This is a genomic window from Thioclava sp. F42-5, from assembly GCF_002213195.1.
GTDB lineage: Bacteria > Pseudomonadota > Alphaproteobacteria > Rhodobacterales > Rhodobacteraceae > Thioclava > Thioclava nitratireducens.
Window position 1 is genome coordinate 147,473 of record NZ_NBNZ01000004.1, and the last position, 21,323, is coordinate 168,795.

Consider the following 21,323-nt stretch of genomic DNA (forward strand, 5'->3'; position numbering starts at 1 on the left):
TCGCGAGAATGGTCACGCGTGACGCTTCAGTGCCGGGCGCAGCCGATTGGGATCCCGACGCTTATGCGCGGTTCCGCAATCTGAGGCTGCGTCCGGCACTCGACCTTCTGGCGCGGGTTCCGCATCTGCCAGAGCGCGGCAAGATCATCGATCTGGGCTGCGGCAATGGCGCGGTAGCCGAGACGCTGAACCACCAGTACCCCAAGCGTAAGATCGTGGGCGTCGACAATTCCGAGGCGATGCTCAAGCGCGCAGCGGCGACCGGCGCCTATCATCGCTGCGATCTGGTTGATATTTCCGAATGGACGCCCAACAAGCCGCCCGCGATGATCTTCTCCAACGCTGCGCTGCATTGGCTGCCCGATCACGCGAAGCTGTTCCCGCGTCTGGCCGGAGAGCTGCGCGAGGGCGGCGTTCTGGCGGTGCAGATGCCCGCCCAGCATGGCGCGCCGTCGCATCGCATCCTGCGCGACCTGTCGCAGGAGATGTTCCCCGACCGCTTCAACTTCGCCGGCTGGGTGCCGCCCGTGGCTCCGGCGGTGGATTACGCGAAAATGCTCAGCCCCCTCGGCGAGGTCGACATCTGGCACACCGAATATCTGCAGGAACTGGAGCCCACGCCGGGCGCGCATCCGGTCCGCCGCTTTACGGAAAGCACGGTGATGCGACCTTTCCTGCGGCTCTTGGGCGACACTGAAGCGCAGGTTCTCATCGAACGCTATGAAACCGCGCTGGAGACGGTTTATCCTTTGCGGGACGACGGCAGCGTCTTTTTCCCGTTCCGTCGTCTGTTTGTCGTCTTGTCAAAGAGGGGCTGATGGCCGCGCTGAAACCCACGCAATATCAAGGGGAGGTCGTCTGGCTCGGGCTGGTGACCACCGAGGGACAGCTGACCTCGACCCCGGTCGAAGAGATCGAATTCACCTTCGACGGTCCCGTGGGAGAACTGCATGGCGGACGCACACGTCCCTCTTGTTCGCGGGTCACAGATCAGCATCCCAAGGGCACCGAGATCGCCAATGTCCGCCAGCTGACGATCCTGTCGGCCGAGGAGCTGGCGGAGACCGCTTTCGCGATGGGCGTGCCGGAAATCGATCCGTCCTGGGTCGGCGCGACGATCGTGCTGCGCGGCTTGCCGGATCTGACCCATATCCCGCCCTCGGCGCGGCTTCAGAACGAGACCGGGCTGACCCTCGTCGTCGATATGGAAAACCGCCCCTGCGTCCTGCCGGGCCGGGTGATCGAAGAGCACTATCCCGATAAAGGCAAGCGCTACAAACCCGCAGCGCACGGACGGCGCGGCGTCACCGCATGGGTCGAACGTCCGGGCCGGCTGGTGGTCGGTGAGACGCTGCGGCTGCACATCCCCGATCAGCGCGCCTGGGAGCTGATGGACGAGGTCCGCTGAGGCGATTTAATCCCGCAACGGTCGCTTCTTTCCCTTTCGCCGCGTCGTCAAATGATTACCCTCCGTCAGCAGGAGGACCAGATGACCAGTGATCTCGATATTGCCCGTGCCGCCACGCTGCGCCCGATGCCGGAAATCGCAGCGAAACTGGACATTCCCGAAGACGCCCTGATCCCCTATGGCCGCGACAAGGCGAAGCTGGAGGCGGAGTTCGTCGCTGGGCTGGATGGGCGCGAAACCGGCAAGCTGATCCTCGTCACAGCGATCTCGCCGACCCCCGCGGGTGAGGGCAAGACGACGACGACCGTGGGCTTGGGCGACGGGCTGTCCCGGATCGGAAAGCGCGCCGCGATCTGCCTGCGCGAAGCCTCGCTCGGCCCGAATTTCGGGATGAAGGGTGGGGCCGCAGGGGGCGGTTACGCGCAGGTCGTGCCGATGGAGTCGATGAACCTCCATTTCACTGGCGATTTCCACGCAGTCGGCGCGGCGCATAACCTGCTCGCGGCAATGATCGACAATCACATCCATTGGGGCAACGCGCTCGAGATCGACGCGCGCCGGATCACGTGGCGGCGTGTGCTCGACATGAACGACCGGGCGCTGCGCGACATCGTCGTCAGCCTCGGCGGCGTCGCGAACGGCTTCCCACGCCAGACCGGCTTCGACATCGCCGTCGCCTCCGAGGTCATGGCCTGCCTCTGCCTGAGCCGCGACCTGACGGATTTGCAGGAGAGGCTCGGTCGGATCGTCGTAGGCTATCGGCGCGACCGCTCGCCCGTGACCTGCGCCGAGATCGGAGCCGACGGCGCGATGGCGGTGCTGTTGAAAGAGGCGCTGCAGCCCAATCTCGTGCAGACGCTGGAGGGCACTCCCGCTTTCGTCCATGGCGGGCCCTTCGCCAATATCGCGCATGGCTGCAACTCGGTGATCGCGACGCAAAGCGCGCTGAAGCTGGCCGATTACGTCGTGACCGAAGCGGGGTTCGGCGCCGATCTGGGTGCTGAGAAATTCTTCGACATCAAATGCCGTAAGGCCGGACTGACGCCGAGTGCTGCTGTGGTCGTGGCGACGGTTAGGGCGCTGAAGATGAATGGCGGTGTCGCTAAAGCCGATCTTGGCGCGGAGGATGTTGCCGCGGTCGAGGCGGGCTGCGCTAATCTCAACCGTCACATCGCGAATATGAAGAAATTCGGCGTACCGGTCGTGGTCGCGATCAACCGCTTCACTGCCGATACCGAGGACGAGATCGCAGCGGTGCGCGCCGCCGCCGAGGCGCAGGGCGTGGAGGCGGTTCTATGCACACACTGGTCGGAAGGCGGCGCCGGAGCCGAGGCGCTGGCCGAGAAGATCGTCGCGCTTACCGAGCGCCCTTCGCAATTCGCGCCGCTCTATCCCGATGACATGCCGCTGATCGAGAAGATCGAGACCATTGCCACGCGCATCTACCACGCGAGCGACGTCTATGCCGATCAGAAGATTCTCAACCAGCTGCGCGATTGGGAAGCCGCGGGCTATGGAAACCTGCCGATCTGCGTGGCCAAGACGCAGTATTCCTTCAGCGCGGACCCGACGCTGCGCGGGGCGCCCTCGGGCCATACGCTGCCGATCCGCGAGGTGAGGCTCTCGGCCGGGGCGGGGTTCGTCGTGGTGATCTGCGGTGAAATCATGACCATGCCGGGCCTCCCCCGGCACCCGGCTGCGGAGACGATCGGCCTTGATGCCGACTGCCGCATCACGGGTTTGTTCTAGGCGCGCGGTCTTGAGCTTGTTGGGCCAAGCTGCGATAGGGGGCGCAAGTGTTCCGGGAGCCTTGTCGATGAAAACCCCGTCCGAACTACACTCGATGGAAGAGCTGCGCGTCGCGATCGATGCGCTCGACCGGGAGCTGGTCGAAATGCTCGCCGCGCGCACCCGGCTGATCGCCCGTGCAGCGGAACTCAAACAGGAAAATGGCTGGCCTGCACGCATCCCCGACCGGGTCGAGGACGTGGTCTCGAAGGTGCGCGCCGCAGCGGAGCCTGCCGGGCTCGATCCCGATCTCGCCGACCGCCTCTGGCGCGAGATGATCGAGCATTTCATCGGGCAGGAAGAACAGGTTCTGGGCAAGGGAGATCCCGATGAGCGCCACGATCATTGACGGCAAGGCGTTTGCGCAGGGCAAGCTGGACGAGACCTATGCCGAGGCGCAGCGGCTCTCGGAGGCAGGCTGGGCGCCGTGCCTCGTCTCGATCTCGGTAGGTGACGTCGCCGCCGCCGAACTCTATGTGCGCAACCAGAGGAAATATGCCGAGAAAGCTGGCGTGGCCTTCGAGGTGCGCAACTACCCCGAGACGATCAGCCTCGAACAGCTTCAGGGCGTGCTGGCCGGGCTGAACGCCGATCCGCGCGTCAACGGCATCATCATCCAGCGCCCGCTGCCCGCACATATCCCGGTCAAGGCGCTGCAAAAGGCGGTGCATCCGCTCAAGGATGTGGAGGGGATGCATCCGTCCTCGATCGGCAACATCGTCTATAACGAGCTGGAGCTCGGCCCCTGTACCGCCGTCGCGGCGGTGGAGATCCTGAAATCCCTGCCGCTCCAGACCGAAGGGCTCAATGTCTGCGTGATCGGCCACTCCGAGATCGTCGGCAAGCCGATCGCCTTCCTGATGATGGGGCTCGGCGCCACCGTCACCGTGTGTCACCACATGACGCGGCAGGTCTCGGTGCATTCGCGCGCCGCAGACGCCGTTTTCGTCGCTGTGGGCAAGCCGGGGCTGGTGCACGGCGAAATGCTCAAGCCCGGCGCGGCCCTGATCGATATCGGCATCAACCGGGTCGAGGGGCGCACCGTGGGCGACGCCGATTTCGACAGCTGCGCAGAGGTGGCGGGCTGGATCACGCCCGTGCCTGGCGGGGTGGGGCCGGTCACGGTCTCTACGCTGATGAACAACGCGGTCCGCGCGACCCGCATGCAGATGGACCATTACCGCGCGACCTTCGCGGCGGCGGAGTGACGGAGGAATGAAATGACGGCGACGATCATCGACGGGAAGGCCTTCGCAGCGAGCGTGCGCGAGAAAGTGGCCGAGCATGTCACCCGGCTGCAAGAGGAGCACGGCATCACGCCGGGTCTCGCGGTGGTTCTGGTGGGCGAAGACCCGGCCAGTCAGGTCTATGTGCGCAACAAGGGCAAGCAGACCCTTGAAGCCGGGATGAACTCCTACGAGCACAAGCTGCCCGTCGAGACCTCCGAGGCCGATCTGCTGGCTCTGGTCGAGAAGCTCAACGCCGATCCGGCGGTGCATGGCATCCTCGTGCAGCTACCGCTGCCCGATCACATCGACGAGGAGAAGGTGATCAATTCGATCACCCCCGCGAAGGATGTCGACGGCTTCCATATCCTCAATGTGGGCCTTCTCGGCACTGGGCAGAAATCGATGGTACCCTGCACGCCGCTGGGCTGCCTGATGATGCTGCGCGATCAACTGGGTAGCCTCTCGGGGCTGAACGCCGTCGTGGTGGGGCGCTCCAACATCGTCGGCAAGCCGATGGCGCAACTGCTGCTGCGCGACAGCTGCACCGTCACCATCGCGCATAGCCGCACCAAGAACCTCGCGGATGTCTGTCGCGGCGCCGATATCCTTGTCGCGGCCGTGGGCCGTCCACGCATGATCCCGGGCGACTGGGTGAAGCCTGGCGCGACCGTGATCGATGTCGGCATAAACCGGATCGACGCGCCCGAGAAGGGCGAGGGCAAGACGCGGCTGGTCGGCGATGTCGATTTCGACAGCGCCAAGGAGGTCGCCGGCGCGATCACCCCGGTGCCAGGCGGCGTCGGTCCGATGACCATCGCCTGCCTGCTGGCCAACACGGTCACTGCCTGCTGCCGCGCGAATAACCTGCCCGAACCCGAAGGTTTGACTGCCTGACGAAAGTAGGTAAGGATTTCCGCAGGTTGGACAGGAGAAAACGGCCTTTGCCGTTGTCGGACCTGTGATGCTTGCGTTACCCAAGCGTCAATTGAGGCGTGGCGGCTATGGCAGGATTCTGGAAGACATATTGGCGGGCGTTGAAGATTCCGGCTCTGCCGGTGATCTGGATCGTCGCATCGCTTTTCGGCGTCGCCGCCGGTCCGTTCAACTCTCTCGAATCCATGTCCTTCGGCGCACGCTTGGTTTTCTGGCCGACCAGTATCGCCGTGGGCATTCTGATAGGCGCGGCAATCCGCATTTTCGTGCGGCGCAAGTTGGGTTTACGCTGTTTCCGATACGAGGCTCCGACCCTCGCGGGTCTCTCGGCTCTCGTGCTGACCGCGCCGCTTTACCTGCTCGTCCTGCTGCTTGCGGAGAAGCCGAATTTCGGCGGGTTCGAGATATTCCACATGGCCGCATATATCTTTGGCCTCTCGATGGCGGGATCAATCCTGCGGCACTGGATGGCGCCCGAGCAGGGGCGCCGGACGCGGTCGCGTGAGATCCATGCCGCTGCTTATCCGACAGAAGCGCCGAGCGGGGCCGATCCGTCGGCCGAGAAAGCTCCGACACGGCCCGCGCCACGTCTGCTCTATCGGCTCGAGCCGGACTTGCGCGCGCCGTTGATCCGGCTTGCGGTGAATGACCACTATGTCGACGTGGTCACCGAGGCCGGGCAGACCAGTCTGCTGATCCGGCTTGCCGATGCGATCGCCGAGACCGAGGGCGCGCCAGGCCTGCAGGTCCATCGCTCGCATTGGGTGGCGCGCGAAGCGGTGCGCGCGATGCGCAAGGAGAAGGGGCGGGTCTTTCTGGAGATGTCCGACGGCGAAGAGGTGCCTGTCTCGCGCACCTACCAGCCGCGCGTCGAGGCTGCGGGCTTCCCGCCTTCCGGAGCGGAGCGGATGGCCGCGCAGTAGCGCCGTCAGTGGACGATCACCTCGTCTTTCACGAACATGTTGTCCCAGGCGCGATCCACCAGCTCCGGTGTCATCTGATAGGGGATGCCCTCGAATTCGCAGATCGAGATCATCTGGTCGATCAAGAAGATCGGCTGATAATTGGCGTAGACATTGTCGATGGTGGGATATTTCACCTTGAGCAAGTGCAGCAGCGCTTTCTCATCCAGTGGCATCTGCCGCTTCTTCGCCACCATCTGGAAGATCTTGAGATAGTCGGATTGGTTCGGCCCGTCGATCTTGATCTTGAAGAAGATACGACGCAGCGCCGCCTTGTCGAAGATATCGTTCGGGTGGAAGTTGGTCGAGAAGATCACCAGCGTGTCGAAGGGCACCTCGAACTTCTCGCCCGACTGAAGCGAGAGGATATCGCGGTTCTCTTCCAGCGGCACGATCCAGCGGTTCACCAGCTTCTGCGGCGGCTCTGCCTGACGGCCAAGGTCGTCCACGATGAAGACGCCGCCCGCCGATTTGAACTGCAGCGGCGCGGTATAGGTGCGCGCGGTCGCGTTGTATTTCAGATCGAGCATGTCGAGCGACAGTTCACCACCGGTGATCACGGTCGGGCGCTCGCAATAGACGTAGCGCTGATCGAACTGCATCCCGCGCTTGCGCAGGGCGGTGGGATCGTCCTCCTCGACGGGGACGGGGGTATGTACGATCGGGTCGTAGACAGTGATGATCTGACCGGCATATTCGATGGCGCGAGGAATGAAGATATTGTCGCCGATCGCGTCGCGGATACCGTTCGAGATCGAGGATTTGCCATTGCCGGGCGGACCGTACATCAGGATCGAGCGCCCCGAGGAGACCGCCGGACCAAGCTGGCCGATCAGGTCGGGCGGCAGGATCAGGTGGCCCATCGCGCCCAGAAGCTGCTGGCGGGTCAGCTGGATGTTGCGGATCGACTGGCGCTTGACCTGCTCGCGATAGATCGTCAGCGGGACAGGCATCGCGCCGTAATATTCCGACTGTGCGAGCGCATCGAGCGCGCGGGCCTTGCCGCTATCGGACAGCTGGAATCCCATCTCGCCGCCGGAATTGGCGTGCAGCGTGCCCATCGCCTCCAGCAGACCGTGCTTGCGGCACATGTCGATCAATTCCTGCACCATGGTAATCGGCAGGCAGACCAGCTTCGACAGCGCGGAGGCCGTGTCCGTATTGGTGCGGAACATCGTCTTCAGGAGGATGTCGCGCATCACCACGACATTTAGCCCCGTTTCCTCCAGCGCGCGCGGCGGGATAGGGGCGATGACATTCGCGGTCATCATGTTCATCTGGCGCATCCTCTCGGCTATACGTCCCGTCTGATCGAAAACGGGGCGAAGATCGGTCCGGGCCAATCTTGCTGGCGATTGTGGCCAAAAGTTGGAAAAACAGGGTAATCGTCGCGATACCTGATCGGCGGGCCGAACAATCAGCCGAGGGCCGCGAGCAGCAGATACGCCCAGAGCGTGCCGACCAGCGCCAAACCCATCGGGAAGTCCTTGCGCTTCCAGCTGACCCAGTCGGGGGTCGCGTTCACCACTGCCGGGATTGCACGAAAGATGCGATGCGCAGCGAAGGCGGCCAGCAGGAAGGCGCAGAGCAGGAACATCGTCAGTTGCACGTCGAACAGGTCATGCGAGAAGAATGGCGCGGCGCCGGCGGCGAATTTCGCGTCTCCCGCGCCGAAATGCGCGATCTGGTTCAGGATATAGCCGATCGCGAAGACGACGAGCGCATGGGTCCAACGCCATCCATAGACGTCGAGCGGCAGCAGGAGCGGCCCCGCCACCGCAAAGATCAACAGCAGCGCCAGTACCGCCTTGTTGCGGATCTTCATGTATTTGAGGTCGGTAAAGACCACCCAGGCGCAAACCGGGGTAATCAGCACCAGAAAGATCAGCGCCGACAGAGGCGGAGCAAGACCGAGCATTCCGTCAGCCCTTCAGCGCGCTCGAGGATCCCTGATCGAGCGCCTTCAGCGCCCGGTCGGCCTCCGCGAAATATTGCGGATTGGTGTCGATCGCGTCTTGCAGAAGCGTCTTGCCGATATTGACGTCGCCGCGCTTCACCGCCGCGAGACCCGCCGTATAGAGCAATTGCGCCCTCTCAGTCTGGGTCATGTCGATCACGGGCAGGTCGTATTTGCCTTGGCTCGCACGGGCGAGTACGAGGTTGTTCTTCGTGGTGAAGCGCGTCGGGTCGTAGGTGAGCGCTTCCTTGAACAGTTTCTCGGCCCCCGCCGCATCGCCGCGGCTGAGCTTGGAAAAGCCCCAGTTGTTGTAGATGCCCGCGGGCTTCGTGGTCAGGCCCGCCGCGGTCTCGTAGAAGCTGTCGGCCTTCTTCCACTTTTTCTCGCTATCGGCGACCATCGCCTCAAGCCGGTAGCGGTCGTAGGTCTCGTGGGTCGGCGGCACGGTGTCCAGCGTCGCCTTCGCTCCGGACCAGTCATTGGAGCGGATCTGCGCCTCGGCCATCGACACGCGGTCGTCATTGGTCGCGCCCGGCATGGCGATGACCTCCTGCCAGACCTTCACGGCCTGCACCGGCTTCTGAGCGCGCACGAGCGATTTCGCGAGGCCGCGCTTGGCGTCGATCCGGTCGGGGTGGTCGTTGGACAGCCGGGTGAAATAGGTTACGGCCTCGTTCGGGTCGGCGACCGTCAGCATGATGTCGGTGAGGTTGGTCTCGTCGACGGCATTCACGCTTTTCATCGCGCGCGCGACTTCGGCGTCGCTGTTATTGCCCATACAGCCAGAGAGGGTCATCGCGCAGCCAGCCAAGGCTGCCAGAAAGATCGGGTGGCGCATGTTACCTGCGTCCTTTTTGCTCGAGCCTCAGTGCTTCGTCAGCAGCAGGTAGTCACCGACCCCTTTCCTGACGAGCGTGAACTGCTTGTCCTGTGGCGCAGCGTAACCCGGCTCCTCGATTTTTGCGAGCGCCCGCGTGAGGTTTTGCTTGATCGCGTCCGATTGGCCACTGTCCAGCGCGAAGGCCAGTTTGAAGACGCGGGCGGCTTCGGCGTATTTGCCGCGCTCCATCAGAACGACGCCGAGGTTGTTCCACGCCGGCACGAAGGTCCGATCGGCTTCGGTCGCCCGGCGCAGCATCTGTTCCGCCTGGTTGAGACGCCCGAGCTTCAGGTCGGCCGAGCCCACGCCCGAGAGGATTTCCGCCGTGGCGCCATGCTGGCCTGCCGCGCGGTAATAGGCTTTCAGGGCAAGCTCGTATTCACCCGCTTCCATCAGCCGGTGGCCGACCAGAAGCCCGTCGACCGCCTCCGCTCCGGGTTTGGTGCCGGGGGCGAAAGCGCCCCGTTTCTCAGCCGAAAGGCCGCCCGGGTTGCAGGCGGCCAGTGCGGTTACTGTCAGCGCGGCCAGTATCAGGCCGCGGCGCTTTGGGATCATGCCGTCAAATGCCCATATTCTTGAAGTTCTCAAGCATATCATGGATCGACGGGCCAACAAGAATGATCAGAAGCGGCGGCACGGTGAACATCATCGTGCCCAGCGTCATCTTGGTCGGGATCTTGTTGGCGGCTTCCTCGGCGCGCATGATCCGCTTGTCGCGCATGTCGGCGGCATAGAGGCGCAGGGCCTCTGCGATCGAGGTGCCGAATTGCTGCGACTGAATCATCACGGTCACGAAGCTCGCGATATCCGGCACGCCCGAGCGTTCGCCGAAATTGCGCAGCACGGTCGCCTTGTCGAGACCGGCCTTGATCTCGTGCGCGACCATCGCGAATTCTTCCGACAGTGCCGGGTAGGATTTGTTCAGCTCTTTCGAGACGCGGATGATCCCCTGATCGAGGGACTGGCCCGCCTCGACGCAGACGAGGAGCATGTCGAGCGCATCGGGGAAGCCGTTCTGCATCTCGTCGGTGCGCGCTGCCACGCGCTTGTTCACCCAGTATTTCGGACCGTAATAGCCCACGCCGCCGGGCCCGAGCACCCAGAGCACGGTGCCCAGCATCCCCATCGCCTGCCCTTCGGGCGCGCTGGAGTTGTAGAGCACGACATAGAGCGAGCCGAGCGCGAGCAGGCCAATGCCAGCCGCGAACTGAACCGCGTGGAAGGTGCGCACCGCATTCGGACCGCGATAGCCGGCCGATTGCAGCCATTTGCGTGACTCCGACAGTTCCTCCGCATTCTGCGGTTCGAGGAAGGCCGCGTATTTCTGCAGTTTGTCGTTCTGCGTGTCGCGCAGCTTCTGGCTGGGGCTGTCGTTGTTCGTGCTGGGTGCCTGACGCGGCGGGCGCGGGGCATTGCCACGGATCTTGTCAAAGGGGTCTTCGCGCTTCTTCAGGAGCGCGGGGACTGCAGCGAGCACGAGAAGCCCGCCAAGACCTGCGAGCGCCATCATCGGACCCATCGGCCCGAGCGCATCGATCAGCATCTGGTTGATGGCAGCGAAATCCATTGGGCTCTCCTCAGACCTTGATGGTTGTCATGACCTTCATGAAGATCACGTTGGCGCCGAGCAGCAGGAACACCACGATCGCGGCCGGAATGAAGGCGGCGGTCGTTTTGACCTCGTCGTAATAGTCGGGCGAGACGACCTGAATGATCACCATCACCACGACGGGGAAGGCCGAGAGGAAGATGCCCGACCAGCGCGGCTCCGCGGTAATCGCTTTCACCCTGCGGAACAGCCGGAAGCGTGAGCGGATCACCTTGGACAGACCGTCGAGAACCTCTGCGAGGTTCCCGCCCGAGGTCTGCTGGATCGACACGGCGACCGCGAGGAAGCGCAGATCCTGCATGTCGAGCCGTTCAGCCATTTCCGAGATCGCCTCGGCCACGTTGCGACCGTAGGCCGCCTCGTCGGCGATGATGCCGAATTCGGTGCCCAGCGGATCGGGGATCTCGCGCGCGACCGCCTGGATCGCGGAGGGCAGGGGGTGACCGACGCGAAGCGAGCGCACCATCAGTTCCACCGCGTCGGGTAGCTGCTCCTCCATCAGGGCCATGCGTTTCTTGGCCTTCGAGTTGACCCAGAAATAAACGCCGCCCACGCCCATGAACAGCGCGAGGAAGATGCGGATGAAAATGCCGGCATCCGAGCTCAGCGTGAGTGCCATGAAGGCGGCGAAGCAGGCGAAGGCCATGATGCCGATCAGCGCCATCGGCGAGAACGCGATGTTGCCCTTCTGCGCCTTGTCTGCCAGCAGCGAATAGAGCGGGATCGAGCGCGCGTCGCTATGCTGCGACGCTTCCTTGCGCAGACGCTCCAGCACCTCTTCGCGCCGTTCGCCCTTGTTGAGCATCTCGAGGCGGCGATTGACCCGCTTGTTGAGCGAGATCGATTTGCCGAAGACCAGCAGGTAGACGCCTTCGACGAGCAGCAGAACCGCGACGAAGATCAGCAGGTAGATAATGGGGGTCGCCATGACGGAGTGTCCTTAGTCCTGCACGGGTTCGTAGATCGACGCCGGCAGGTCGTAGCCCCATTGCCGGAACCGATCGGAATAATGAGAGCGCACGCCGGTCGCGGTGAAGCGGCCGATGATCTTGCCGTCGGGGGCAAGCCCGAGACGCTCGTAGCGGAAGACTTCCTGCATCGAGATCACGTCGCCTTCCATGCCGGTGATTTCGGTGACCGAAACCATGCGGCGCGAGCCGTCCTGCAGACGCGAGGCCTGCACGATCAGGTTCACAGCCGAAGCGATCTGGCTGCGCATCGCCTTCATCGGCATCTCGATGCCCGACATCGAGATCATGTTCTCCAGACGCGCCACGCCATCGCGGGCGGAGTTCGCGTGAATTGTGGTCATCGAGCCGTCGTGGCCCGTGTTCATGGCCTGCAGCATGTCGATGACTTCCTCGCCGCGCGTTTCGCCGACGATGATCCGGTCGGGACGCATCCGCAGCGCGTTCCTGAGACAGTCGCGCTGGGTGACCGCACCCTTGCCTTCGACGTTCGGCGGGCGGCTTTCCATCCGGCCCACATGGGTCTGTTGCAGCTGAAGTTCCGCCGTATCCTCGATCGTCAGGATGCGCTCGGAGTTGTCGATGAATGAGGAAAGCGCGTTCAGGGTCGTCGTTTTACCTGAACCCGTCCCGCCCGAGACGATCACGTTGAGACGGGTCGCGACGGCGGCTTGCAGATAGGCCGCGATTTCCTCGGTGAAGGCGCCGTAACTGACGAGATCGTCAATCCCCAGCTTGTCCTTCTTGAACTTACGAATGGAGACGAGCGAGCCGTCCACCGCGATCGGCGGCACCATCGCGTTGAAGCGCGAGCCATCGGCGAGACGCGCGTCCACATAAGGGTTCGATTCATCGACGCGACGGCCCACGGCCGACACGATCTTGTCGATGATGCGCAGCAGGTGGCGTTCGTCCTTGAAGGTGATGTCGCTCAGTTCGAGCTTGCCATTGCGCTCGATGAAGATCTGCTGCGGGCCGTTCACGAGAATATCGTTGACGGTGTCGTCCTTCAGAAGCGGCTCGAGCGGGCCGAGCCCCATGACCTCGTCGTAAAGCTCTTGTTGCAGCGCCTGGCGGTCCTGCGCGTTAAGCGCGACCGAAAGCTCGGTCATCGCCTCGGCGGTGATGTCGGCGATCTCGGCGCGCAGCTCGCGTTCGGAGGCGTGCTCAAGTGCGGCGAGGTTCAGGTTCTCCAGCAGCCGCTTGTGCAGCTCCACCTTGAGTTCCTGAAGGCGCTGTTTGCGTTTCTTTTCCTTGTCGACGGCCACCGGGTCGGCAGCAACCTTCGCTGGGCCCATCTTGCGATGGACCACCTGCGTCTTCGGCGCAGCGTCGATCGGCGGCGGCTTGGCGGCACCGGGCACGGGCGGCGGGGGGGCGGCCTTGCCGTTGGTGGGCTTTGCCCCGTCTTTCTTGTAGCGCGAAAACATCTGGACGTGTCCTTTCGGGTCAGGCGGCTGCTTCGACGGCTTCGTTCAGCTCCACCAGCGAGCCGGCGAGCTTCTGGAATTCCTTGCGTAGCGGCACTTTCGGTGCCGAGAGCGCCAGTGGCAGCCCGTGATCGTTGGCCTGAGTGATCTGCTTGCCGCCATCGCTCATCAGCAGCTCGAGCGAGATATCGAGGCTCTCGGCCAGTCGCTTCACGCGGGCCTTGCCGTTGAGATCGGTGAATTTCGGCGCGCGATTGAGCACGTAACGCAGCTTCTCGGTCGGCAGCCCCTCGGACTTCAGCGCCCGCTGCATCCGCAGCACGTTCTGGGCCGAGCGCATGTCCAGCTCGATCAGCGCGAAGTAGAGATGGGCCTTGTTCAGTACCGTCTCGGTCCAGCTGACCACGGTCGAGGGCATGTCGATCACGACGAAATCGTAATGTGCCCGCGCCATGTCGATCAGGCGCTCCAGATCGTCGCCGCTCAGAAGGTCCAGCGGCAGCATGTCGGTCGGCGCGGTCAGCACGTCGAGCTTGTCGTTGAAGCTGAGCATCGCCTGTCGGAAGGTCTCTTTGTCCATATGCTCGGTATCGGCGAGCATTTCGTAGATCACCTCGCGGCGCGGCAGGTCGAGATAAGTCGCGGCGGCGCCGAATTGCAGGTCGAGGTCGAGCAGGCAGACTTTCGGCGAGGTCGACGGGGCTTTCTTCTTCTTTTTACCGTCGTGGATCGTCGCCATTTCCCAGGCGAGGTTCACCGCGAAGGTGCTTGCACCGACGCCACCGGACAGGCCGTGAACCGGGAGGACGACACCATCGTGGTTGCCGGTCGCCGCAAAGGTCGGCGCGTGGACGGGGGGCGCGGCTTCGACCGGCGGGGCGGCTTGGCCAAGACGCTCGATCGCGTCGTGCAGCGCGCCTTCGGGAAGCGGGTAGGGGACGAAATCATCCGCGCCGAGCCGCAACAGTTGATGCAGCGCGATCGGGCTGACCTCATCGGCGATCAGGATGACGCGGATGTTGCGGTCCTTCGCCTCGGTGATGATGCCGGAAATCTTGGTCAGCTCGTCCTCGTCTTCGCCATTGACGGCGATCGCGATGAACTCGAGCTGTTCCGCGTCGGGCTGGCCGAGGAAGATGACCGCTTCATCGAAGGTCAGATCGCCCCAGCTTTCGCCGAGCTCGGTTTCCATATCCTCGATCAGCAGATCGAAATTCGACACATCGCGGGACACGGTGCACGCCTGGATCGGGGCCGGCTCCGAAGTCATGATAGCTGCTGCAGTCATTGCCTCTGTCCTCTTTTTCGTGACCCGTGGCGCGGTTCGGTTAACTCTGTTGCTGCGCCGCGGACCGGACGCGACTCGCTGGACGCGCCTATTCCGTCGAGGCTCAATCTCGTTTCTAATCTGGGCGACATTGGGGCCAGACTGTTTCAATTGTGGGATATTGAGAGACGATAAAGAAAAACGGCGGGCTTTGTTGAAAGCGCCCGCCGTCTATGGGTCTCATTTGCCGAAATGTTGCGACAAGGTGAGCGAATTCAGTGGCTTAGTTGCCGCCGCCGCTATTGTTGTTGCCGCCGCCGGCTGTCGCCGAGGCGATATAGTCGCGATAGATTACCGCCGCGTATTTTCCGTCGAGCAGCATAGGCCGGCCCTTGGTCACGAAGCCGGAGACCTCGGTGACGGTGCGGCGATTCTGCGCGTTCGGAGCCTGCGTGTAGACAAGCGGATGCGTTTCGCCGAAGGAAACGACCGCCTCCAGCCGCGCGCGGGAGATGCCTTGCGACACGAGGAAATTCACCACCGCGCGGGCGCGTCGCATCCCCAAGGCCTTGTTATAGGCGTCGGAGCCTACGAGGTCGGTATGCCCATAGACCCGGAAGCGTACCTCCGGGTTCTGCCGGATCCAGTTCGCCTGCATCAGCAGCGCATTGCGCGCCTGCGCATCGAGCACCGAGGAGTTGAAGGCGAAATGCACCGTGTTCGGCACGTCGGCGGCAAATTTGCGCGTCATGTTGATGACGTAGCTTTGATTGCCGCTCATCATCGCCTGGTTCTGCGCGATCGCGGAGCCGAATCCGAGGGAGCCTTCCGTGGTCGAGCCGACCTCGGAGTTGAAGACCTTGGTGCCTTCGGAGCAGCCCGCCAGCAGAGCCACGGTTCCGACGGTGATCGCGAGGGTGCGCAGTTTCATGTTCCCAGCCATCTCGCTCACTCCATCACATAGCCATAGGACCCGGAGAAGTCCTGCTTGGCGACTTCCGCGGCAGGACCCTTCTGCGGTGCTCGACCGCCCGAGGTTCTGCCGTTGAGGAAAAGCTCGGACTCGGTTGGCGGCTTCAGGCGATCCGTCGGCAGCACCAGCGTGTCGCCCTTCACGGGCGAGACCAGATGCGGCGTGACGATGATCACCAGTTCGGACTGCTTGCGTTCGAACTCGGTCGAACGGAACAGCGCGCCGAGCACCGGCACATCGCCGAGCCACGGGATCTGCCCCACGGAATCGTTGAAGTCGTCCTGCAGCAGACCCGCGATCGCGAAACTCTCGCCGTCGCGCATCTCGACGGTGGTCGAGGTCGAGCGCTTCTTGAAGGCGCTGACGTTGAAGGTCCCGCTCGTGTAACCGTTCGCCGTGTCGATCGAGGAGACAGAGGCGGCGATTTCGAGGTTGATAACGTCACCATCGACGACGCGCGGGGTGAAAGACATCTCGACGCCGAAGGGCTTGTACTGGATCGAGACGTCACCGTTGTTGAGCACCGGGATCGGGTATTCGCCACCGGCGAGGAAATCCGCGGACTGACCGGAAAGCGCGGTGAGGTTGGGTTCCGCAAGGGTGCGAACCACGCCTTTGTTCTCAAGCGCCTGAATGAGAACGCCCAGCTGGAAGGTCCCTCGGGTCAGGCCGATGCCGATCCCGTTCTCGTAGCTCTGCGAGGCAGCGTTCGAGGCGGTCGTTGTGGTGCCCCCGAAGCCAGCCCCCGCGCCCAAGCCTCCGTTCGGACCGAGGCTGGCATTGATCGAGGAGCTGAGGCTTTTCGCGACCGAGCGCTGCATCTCTGCGAAGCGCACTTTCAGCATCACCTGCTGCGTACCGCCCACCATCATCAGGTTCGACACCCGGTCGGGCGCGTAGCGATTGGCCAGTTCCAACGCGCGGCTGAGTTTCTGTGCCGAGGAAACAGTGCCCGACAGCACGATACCGTCATTCGCGGTGCGGACCTGGATGTTTTCGCCGGGCAGAATCTGCTTGAGGCGTTCCTTGAACTCCGCGAGGTCCGGGGTCACCTGAACGTCGACATTGGAGATCAGCTTGCCGTCAGCGCCGAGGATCGTCAGCGTTGTCCGGCCCGGAACCTTGCCGAGCACATAGATCGAGCGGTCCGAAAGGGTCTGGATGTCCGCGATGCCAGGGTTGGCGATCGAGAGTTCCGAGAACGGCGTGTCGCTTTCCACGACCACCGCACGGTTGAGCGGAACGGTCAGCGGCGCTTGAGTGGCGCCGGACATGATCCGCAACGTGTCTGCCTGCACCGGGCCCATCGCCGCGATGCTCAACGCCATGCCACATAGGCAGGCCTGCATCAAAGTTCTAAATTTCATCTGTGACCCTGCCTCTCCGATCACGCCACTCGCAAATCTTCTGCCTGCTTAGGGACTGTTATGGTCCATTATTGCGGGAAAGAATGCGGCAAGACCTGTTTTTTTGCAAGAATCAATGGATTGAGCGTCGTTCTTGATGTGGAAAACGTGTCACATATGAAAGCGGGGCCCCGTAGAGCCCCGCGCAAGCGACTGATATTTGTCATTTATTTAATTCGTGCAGGGGATCGGCGTCTCGATGACTTCCGTGCCCTTGCGGGTCTTGATCGTGCAAACCTGCGCTTTTTCGACCTGTTTGACTTCTTCTTTCTTGATGCCAAGCAGCTCATCGCGGTTGATTTCGATCTGGCCGAGTTGCGCGCTGTTCTCCAAGCCGACGAGCGAAAGGGTCAGGCGACCGGTGTTCTGCGCGAGCGTCAGGGCCGCGACCTGCTCGGGGCTGACTTCTGCCGTGACCGAGCGCGCGATCTGGGTCGCGCTGGTGCGGTCGGGATCGGTGCTCTGGTCGATCGCGATCAGTTTCAGGTTGCTGTCGATCAGCTTCGTGACGGGTTCGCCGTTGATTGAGCCGGACCAGTAGACATCGACAAAATCTCCCGGACGCAGGAAGCCCGAAACTGCCGAAGTCGACGAAACTTGGATAGTGAACGCGCGACGACCGTCCGGGAGGCTCGCCATGATGCCGGCGTTCTCGCCCGGTTGGGTGACACGCGAGGCGAGCAGCATTTCTCCGGGAGTAAGCGCGCGCATCGACGCCCGATCACGGGTTTCTCCCTCCAGGAACGCAGCACGTGCCGCTTCCGGCGTGCCTTGCTTCGCGGTGATCACAGTAAAGGCGTTTTTCGGCACCGCGTTGGCTTGCATCTTGATGGTGGCGAGGTCTTTGGGGCCAAAATGCTCACCGTATTTCAGCTCTTTCCGCACAACGACGACGTCGGCGAGCTTGGGTGCATCCTTCTGCATAGCGACCAACTGGTCCCGTTCGGCCTGGAACTGAGCAATTTGACCTTGAGCCATCATGACCGCCACGCCTGCGAGGCCGACGCCTGCAACGAGGAAGAGAACAAAGATCAGTCGCATTGGAGCATCCTTCTGTTTTCAAATCGGCCACAATACCGCGCCGAGAGTCGCTTTATTGCTCGCAAAGGTGGCGAAACGTTGGCGTGGAGTGGACGCGAGCAAGAAAACCGGCCTTCATTTTCCGAGTTCGCTTTCGCCGAATGTTGTTACTACTTCTTGCGTACTGATGTACTGGGAAATGTTGCGCGAGGCTCCCCCGGTTTTGTCCCAGATTAACACCGCTGCCATGAAACCGAGCGACACGATTGATGCAGTAAGGACAACCCAGTCGACCGTAACCGCACCATCTTCAGCTCGAACTATATTTGCGAATTTTTCTCGAAACATCGAACGTCCTTACATCACATTTCTCAGGTGATCTTGGTTGAAGGGCGCGGTTTTGTTCTTGCGCGACCGTGCCGCTCGTGCTGGCTCTTTGCTGCGAATTCACTACAAGAGTACTTGCTTTAAGATGTTAGGCCGCTCCCGAGAGCGGCCTAACATTAGGTGCTGGTCGGTGCGGTTACGGGGTGACGCCGGCGCCCGCAGCAACCTCTGCATCGGTAAAGGTCTCCGTGACCTCTGCGCCGTTCAGATAGGTGGCGATTTTGCCGGTAAGCACGCCCGTCTGGGTGCGGACCAGAGCCAGCGCAGCGGCGCCGAGGCCGACGACGGCAGCGGTCAGCACAACCCAGTCAACGGTCACAGCGCCGTCTTCTTCGTCGTGGAACTTCTTGAGTTTGAAGAATTTCATCATGGTGTCTCTCCTAAGGTTTTGTCTCTGCCCCGCGGTCCCGGTTGGCGTCCGTGCCGGTTTCCGTCTCGCGGTATGGGGACATATGGCCTCCGGAACGTGGCGCGATTTGGGCGCATCGCAGGCGATTTCGCGAAAATGGAAATTTAGGCTGACGCGCAATCTAACCCATTGTGAAATAATGAAATAAAAATCCAAATTTTTTGGAACATTTGCATTTTGCGTCAGGATTCCGGTCATCACACCGCGATTCGTGGGACTCAAAGGGGCGGATTTTCTGGAATTTTTCTGGGTTTTCAGGGATAGTCGGGCCAAAGCGGCCCTCGAGAGCCGCGCGAGGCAGTGAGCAGGTGGCGCAGATGCGCAAGGTTTTCGCAGGGATTCTCTGCAGTGCGATGGTGGCCGTGGTCGCGCCCGTGGGGGCCGAGCCCGCAGCCCCCCTCTTCAAGAGCGTGAAGCCCAAGACGGTCAAACCGCCCGCGCCGGGCACCAAACGCTTCATCACCATCCAGATCGATCCCGAGGAACAGAAGCGCCAGCTTGCCGCGATGGCGAAGCAGCCCTGGGAGCCGGAAACGGCGCCTCCCGCGGACGACAGCGCGACGGGCGAGGCTCCGGCCTCTACGCCGACGCCGCGCGTGCCGGCGCATTACGCGTGGTATTGGAACAAGGTCTCGCCGCGTCTGGGCAAGCGAGCGGGGCGGTTCGATCAGGCGATTTCCGCTCTTTCGCAAGGGCCGAAAGGTACGCGGGTGCGCGAGCCGCGGCTCAACGATCTGGCGAAGATCGCACGGGCGCATGGCACCGATATCCTGCGTTCGACCATCGGGACCGAGGTCTCGCCAGCGCTGGTGCTGGCGATGATCGCGGTGGAATCGGGCGGGCGGCATGACGCGCAAAGCCATGCAGGGGCCGTGGGGCTGATGCAGCTGATCCCAGCGACCGCCGAGCGGTTCGACGTCGAAGACAGCAAGGACCCGGCGCAGAACATCGCGGGCGGGGTGAGCTATCTCGACTGGCTGATGAAGGAATTCGACCGCGATCCGCTGATGGTCATCGCCGCCTACAACGCGGGCGAGAACGCGGTGAAGCGCAATGACGGCGTGCCGCCCTATGCGGAGACGCGCGACTACGTGCCCAAGGTGCTGGCGGCGTGGAACGTGGCGCGGGGGCTCTGTGCGACGCGCCCGCAGCTGGTGAGCGACGGTTGCGTTTTCCGGGTCACCCAAATGGCAAAGAGCGGCCCCTGAAGGCCGCTCTTTCCGTATCTAACCTATGGAGGCGATCAGTTGACGATCGTCGCCTCGGTCGCTTCGCGGATCTCGTCCTCGGTGACGCCCTCGGCGCATTCGACGATCTTCAGTCCGCCCTCGACCACATCGAGGACACCGAGATTGGTGATGATGCGGTTGACGACGCCGGTGCCGGTCAGCGGCAGGGTGCATTCCTTCAGCAGTTTGCTGTCGCCATGCTTGTTGGTGTGATCCATCACGACGATGACTCGCTTCACGCCCGCCACGAGGTCCATCGCGCCGCCCATGCCCTTCACCAGCTTGCCGGGGATCATCCAGTTCGCCAGATCGCCATTCTCGGCCACTTCCATCGCGCCGAGGATCGCCATCGCGATCTTGCCGCCACGGATCATCCCAAAGCTCATCGCGCTGTCGAAATAGACCGTGTTGGGCAGTTCGGTGATCGTCTGCTTGCCAGCGTTGATCAGGTCGGGATCCTCTTCGCCCTCATAGGGGAAGGGGCCCATGCCCAGCATGCCGTTCTCCGATTGCAGCGTGACGTGCACGCCCTCGGGGATGAAGTTCGGGACCAGCGTCGGGATGCCGATGCCGAGGTTCACATAGGTGCCGTCTTCAAGCTCCTGCGCCGCGCGGGCGGCCATCTGATTTCTATCCCATGCCATGGGTCAGGCCTCCTTCTTTTCGCGGGTGGTGACTTTCTCGATGCGCTTCTCATGTTCGCCCTGGATCAGGCGGTGCACGTAGATGCCGGGCAGGTGGATGCAGTCGGGGTCGAGCGAGCCCACGGGCACGATCTCTTCGACTTCCATCACGCAGACCTTGCCGCACATCGCCGCCGGTGGGTTGAAGTTGCGGGCCGTCTTGCGGAACACAGCGTTGCCAGTCTCATCCGCTTTCCACGCCTTCACAATGGAGACGTCAGCGAAGATGCCCTCTTCGAGGATGTAGTGCTCGCCGTTGAACACCTTCACCTCTTTGCCTTCGGCGATCTGGGTGCCGTAGCCGGTCTTGGTGTAGAAGCCGGGGATGCCGTGGCCGGCGGCGCGCATGCGCTCTGCCAGAGTGCCCTGCGGGTTGAATTCCAGCTCGAGTTCGCCGCTCAGATACTGGCGCATGAACTCGGCGTTCTCGCCCACGTAAGACGACATCATCTTCTTGATCTGCTTCGTGTCGAGCAGCTTGCCGAGGCCGAACCCGTCCACGCCGCAATTGTTCGACGCGACGGTGATGTCCTTGACCTTGCTCTCGACCAGCGCGTCGATCAGCATTTCAGGGATGCCGCAGAGGCCGAAGCCGCCTGCCGCGATCAGCATTCCGTCGAAGAGAAGCCCGTCGAGAGCCTCCTTCGCGGAACCGTAAATCTTGTTCATGGATATCCTCCGCTCATATGCGCGTGAAGATGACGCCGGGGCGGAGGGGAGTCAATTGCTGCGATGCGGCGAGGGTGGTGTGTTGGGGTCAACTTCGCGCGCGAGCGCGCCGGGAG

At 62.7% G+C, this 21,323-nt stretch carries 23 protein-coding genes; 8 read left to right on the forward strand and 15 right to left on the reverse strand.

Annotation, left to right across the window (positions count from 1 at the left end; translation table 11 throughout):
• Positions 1 to 8: 8 nt before the first annotated feature.
• The 7 genes from B6V74_RS12315 (at position 9) to B6V74_RS12345 (ending at position 6,281) form a co-directional block, all read left to right on the forward strand.
• Positions 9 to 818 carry a methyltransferase domain-containing protein gene (locus B6V74_RS12315; RefSeq protein ID WP_088720382.1) on the forward strand — a complete coding sequence of 270 codons (810 nt, stop codon included), beginning with the start codon at positions 9 to 11 and terminating at the stop codon, positions 816 to 818.
• Complete coding sequence (locus B6V74_RS12320) at positions 818 to 1,408, forward strand: sulfurase (RefSeq protein WP_075775883.1); 591 nt, start codon at positions 818 to 820, stop codon at positions 1,406 to 1,408. The genes B6V74_RS12315 and B6V74_RS12320 overlap by 1 nt, the downstream gene beginning before the upstream one ends.
• An 81-nt stretch (positions 1,409 to 1,489) precedes the next feature.
• Positions 1,490 to 3,157: a formate--tetrahydrofolate ligase gene (locus B6V74_RS12325; protein WP_088722938.1), complete on the forward strand. Its 1,668-nt coding sequence runs from the start codon at positions 1,490 to 1,492 to the stop codon at positions 3,155 to 3,157.
• Between the two features lie 67 nt (positions 3,158 to 3,224).
• On the forward strand, positions 3,225 to 3,545 hold the full coding sequence (locus B6V74_RS12330) for a chorismate mutase (protein ID WP_075775885.1): 321 nt from the start codon (positions 3,225 to 3,227) through the stop codon (positions 3,543 to 3,545).
• Positions 3,526 to 4,404 carry a bifunctional 5,10-methylenetetrahydrofolate dehydrogenase/5,10-methenyltetrahydrofolate cyclohydrolase gene (locus B6V74_RS12335; RefSeq protein ID WP_088720379.1) on the forward strand — a complete coding sequence of 293 codons (879 nt, stop codon included), beginning with the start codon at positions 3,526 to 3,528 and terminating at the stop codon, positions 4,402 to 4,404. The genes B6V74_RS12330 and B6V74_RS12335 overlap by 20 nt, the downstream gene beginning before the upstream one ends.
• 12 nt (positions 4,405 to 4,416) lie before the next feature.
• A complete protein-coding gene (folD, locus tag B6V74_RS12340; RefSeq protein ID WP_075775887.1) occupies positions 4,417 to 5,319 on the forward strand; it encodes a bifunctional methylenetetrahydrofolate dehydrogenase/methenyltetrahydrofolate cyclohydrolase FolD in 903 nt (300 codons plus the stop codon).
• A gap of 107 nt (positions 5,320 to 5,426) precedes the next feature.
• Positions 5,427 to 6,281, forward strand: a complete 855-nt coding sequence (locus tag B6V74_RS12345; RefSeq protein WP_088722939.1) for a LytTR family DNA-binding domain-containing protein — start codon at positions 5,427 to 5,429, stop codon at positions 6,279 to 6,281.
• A 5-nt stretch (positions 6,282 to 6,286) separates the two neighbouring features.
• Here the strand turns inward: B6V74_RS12345 and B6V74_RS12350 are convergent, their stop codons facing one another.
• The 13 genes from B6V74_RS12350 to B6V74_RS12410 all read right to left on the reverse strand — a co-directional run bounded on the left by B6V74_RS12350 (position 6,287) and on the right by B6V74_RS12410 (position 18,587).
• On the reverse strand, positions 6,287 to 7,597 hold the full coding sequence (locus tag B6V74_RS12350; RefSeq protein WP_088723066.1) for an ATPase: 1,311 nt from the start codon (positions 7,595 to 7,597) through the stop codon (positions 6,287 to 6,289).
• A gap of 140 nt (positions 7,598 to 7,737) precedes the next feature.
• Complete coding sequence (locus tag B6V74_RS12355) at positions 7,738 to 8,238, reverse strand: prepilin peptidase (RefSeq protein WP_088720376.1); 501 nt, start codon at positions 8,236 to 8,238, stop codon at positions 7,738 to 7,740.
• A gap of 4 nt (positions 8,239 to 8,242) precedes the next feature.
• On the reverse strand, positions 8,243 to 9,115 hold the full coding sequence (locus B6V74_RS12360) for a hypothetical protein (RefSeq protein ID WP_075775892.1): 873 nt from the start codon (positions 9,113 to 9,115) through the stop codon (positions 8,243 to 8,245).
• 27 nt (positions 9,116 to 9,142) lie between these two features.
• Positions 9,143 to 9,712, reverse strand: coding sequence for a tetratricopeptide repeat protein (locus B6V74_RS12365; RefSeq protein WP_088720374.1), 570 nt, complete (start codon positions 9,710 to 9,712; stop codon positions 9,143 to 9,145).
• Positions 9,713 to 9,716: 4 nt separating this feature from the next.
• The gene (locus tag B6V74_RS12370; protein WP_075775894.1) at positions 9,717 to 10,724 is read right to left on the reverse strand and encodes a type II secretion system F family protein; all 1,008 of its coding nucleotides are present in this window, start codon (positions 10,722 to 10,724) and stop codon (positions 9,717 to 9,719) included.
• A 10-nt stretch (positions 10,725 to 10,734) separates the two neighbouring features.
• Positions 10,735 to 11,694, reverse strand: coding sequence for a type II secretion system F family protein (locus tag B6V74_RS12375; RefSeq protein WP_075775895.1), 960 nt, complete (start codon positions 11,692 to 11,694; stop codon positions 10,735 to 10,737).
• A 12-nt stretch (positions 11,695 to 11,706) separates the two neighbouring features.
• Positions 11,707 to 13,164, reverse strand: coding sequence for a CpaF family protein (locus tag B6V74_RS12380; protein WP_075775896.1), 1,458 nt, complete (start codon positions 13,162 to 13,164; stop codon positions 11,707 to 11,709).
• Positions 13,165 to 13,183: 19 nt separating this feature from the next.
• Positions 13,184 to 14,452, reverse strand: coding sequence for an AAA family ATPase (locus B6V74_RS12385; protein WP_075775897.1), 1,269 nt, complete (start codon positions 14,450 to 14,452; stop codon positions 13,184 to 13,186).
• Positions 14,453 to 14,714: 262 nt separating this feature from the next.
• Positions 14,715 to 15,362 (reverse strand): OmpA family protein, encoded by a 648-nt coding sequence (locus B6V74_RS12390; protein ID WP_075776016.1) that lies wholly within the window; start codon positions 15,360 to 15,362, stop codon positions 14,715 to 14,717.
• A gap of 17 nt (positions 15,363 to 15,379) precedes the next feature.
• Complete coding sequence (locus B6V74_RS12395) at positions 15,380 to 16,771, reverse strand: type II and III secretion system protein family protein (protein WP_088720370.1); 1,392 nt, start codon at positions 16,769 to 16,771, stop codon at positions 15,380 to 15,382.
• A 210-nt stretch (positions 16,772 to 16,981) separates the two neighbouring features.
• Positions 16,982 to 17,851 carry a Flp pilus assembly protein CpaB gene (gene cpaB / locus B6V74_RS12400; RefSeq protein ID WP_088722941.1) on the reverse strand — a complete coding sequence of 290 codons (870 nt, stop codon included), beginning with the start codon at positions 17,849 to 17,851 and terminating at the stop codon, positions 16,982 to 16,984.
• A 114-nt stretch (positions 17,852 to 17,965) separates the two neighbouring features.
• Positions 17,966 to 18,178 carry a hypothetical protein gene (locus tag B6V74_RS12405; RefSeq protein WP_088722942.1) on the reverse strand — a complete coding sequence of 71 codons (213 nt, stop codon included), beginning with the start codon at positions 18,176 to 18,178 and terminating at the stop codon, positions 17,966 to 17,968.
• A gap of 175 nt (positions 18,179 to 18,353) precedes the next feature.
• Positions 18,354 to 18,587, reverse strand: a complete 234-nt coding sequence (locus B6V74_RS12410; protein ID WP_168173062.1) for a hypothetical protein — start codon at positions 18,585 to 18,587, stop codon at positions 18,354 to 18,356.
• A 356-nt stretch (positions 18,588 to 18,943) separates the two neighbouring features.
• Between B6V74_RS12410 and B6V74_RS12415 the strand changes: the two genes are divergently transcribed.
• Positions 18,944 to 19,834 (forward strand): lytic transglycosylase domain-containing protein, encoded by an 891-nt coding sequence (locus B6V74_RS12415; RefSeq protein ID WP_240497100.1) that lies wholly within the window; start codon positions 18,944 to 18,946, stop codon positions 19,832 to 19,834.
• A 35-nt stretch (positions 19,835 to 19,869) separates the two neighbouring features.
• Here the strand turns inward: B6V74_RS12415 and B6V74_RS12420 are convergent, their stop codons facing one another.
• Both B6V74_RS12420 and B6V74_RS12425 read right to left on the reverse strand, forming a co-directional pair.
• Positions 19,870 to 20,499 (reverse strand): CoA transferase subunit B, encoded by a 630-nt coding sequence (locus tag B6V74_RS12420; protein ID WP_075775901.1) that lies wholly within the window; start codon positions 20,497 to 20,499, stop codon positions 19,870 to 19,872.
• Between the two features lie 3 nt (positions 20,500 to 20,502).
• Positions 20,503 to 21,207, reverse strand: a complete 705-nt coding sequence (locus tag B6V74_RS12425) for a CoA transferase subunit A (protein ID WP_088720366.1) — start codon at positions 21,205 to 21,207, stop codon at positions 20,503 to 20,505.
• Positions 21,208 to 21,323 lie beyond the last annotated feature (116 nt).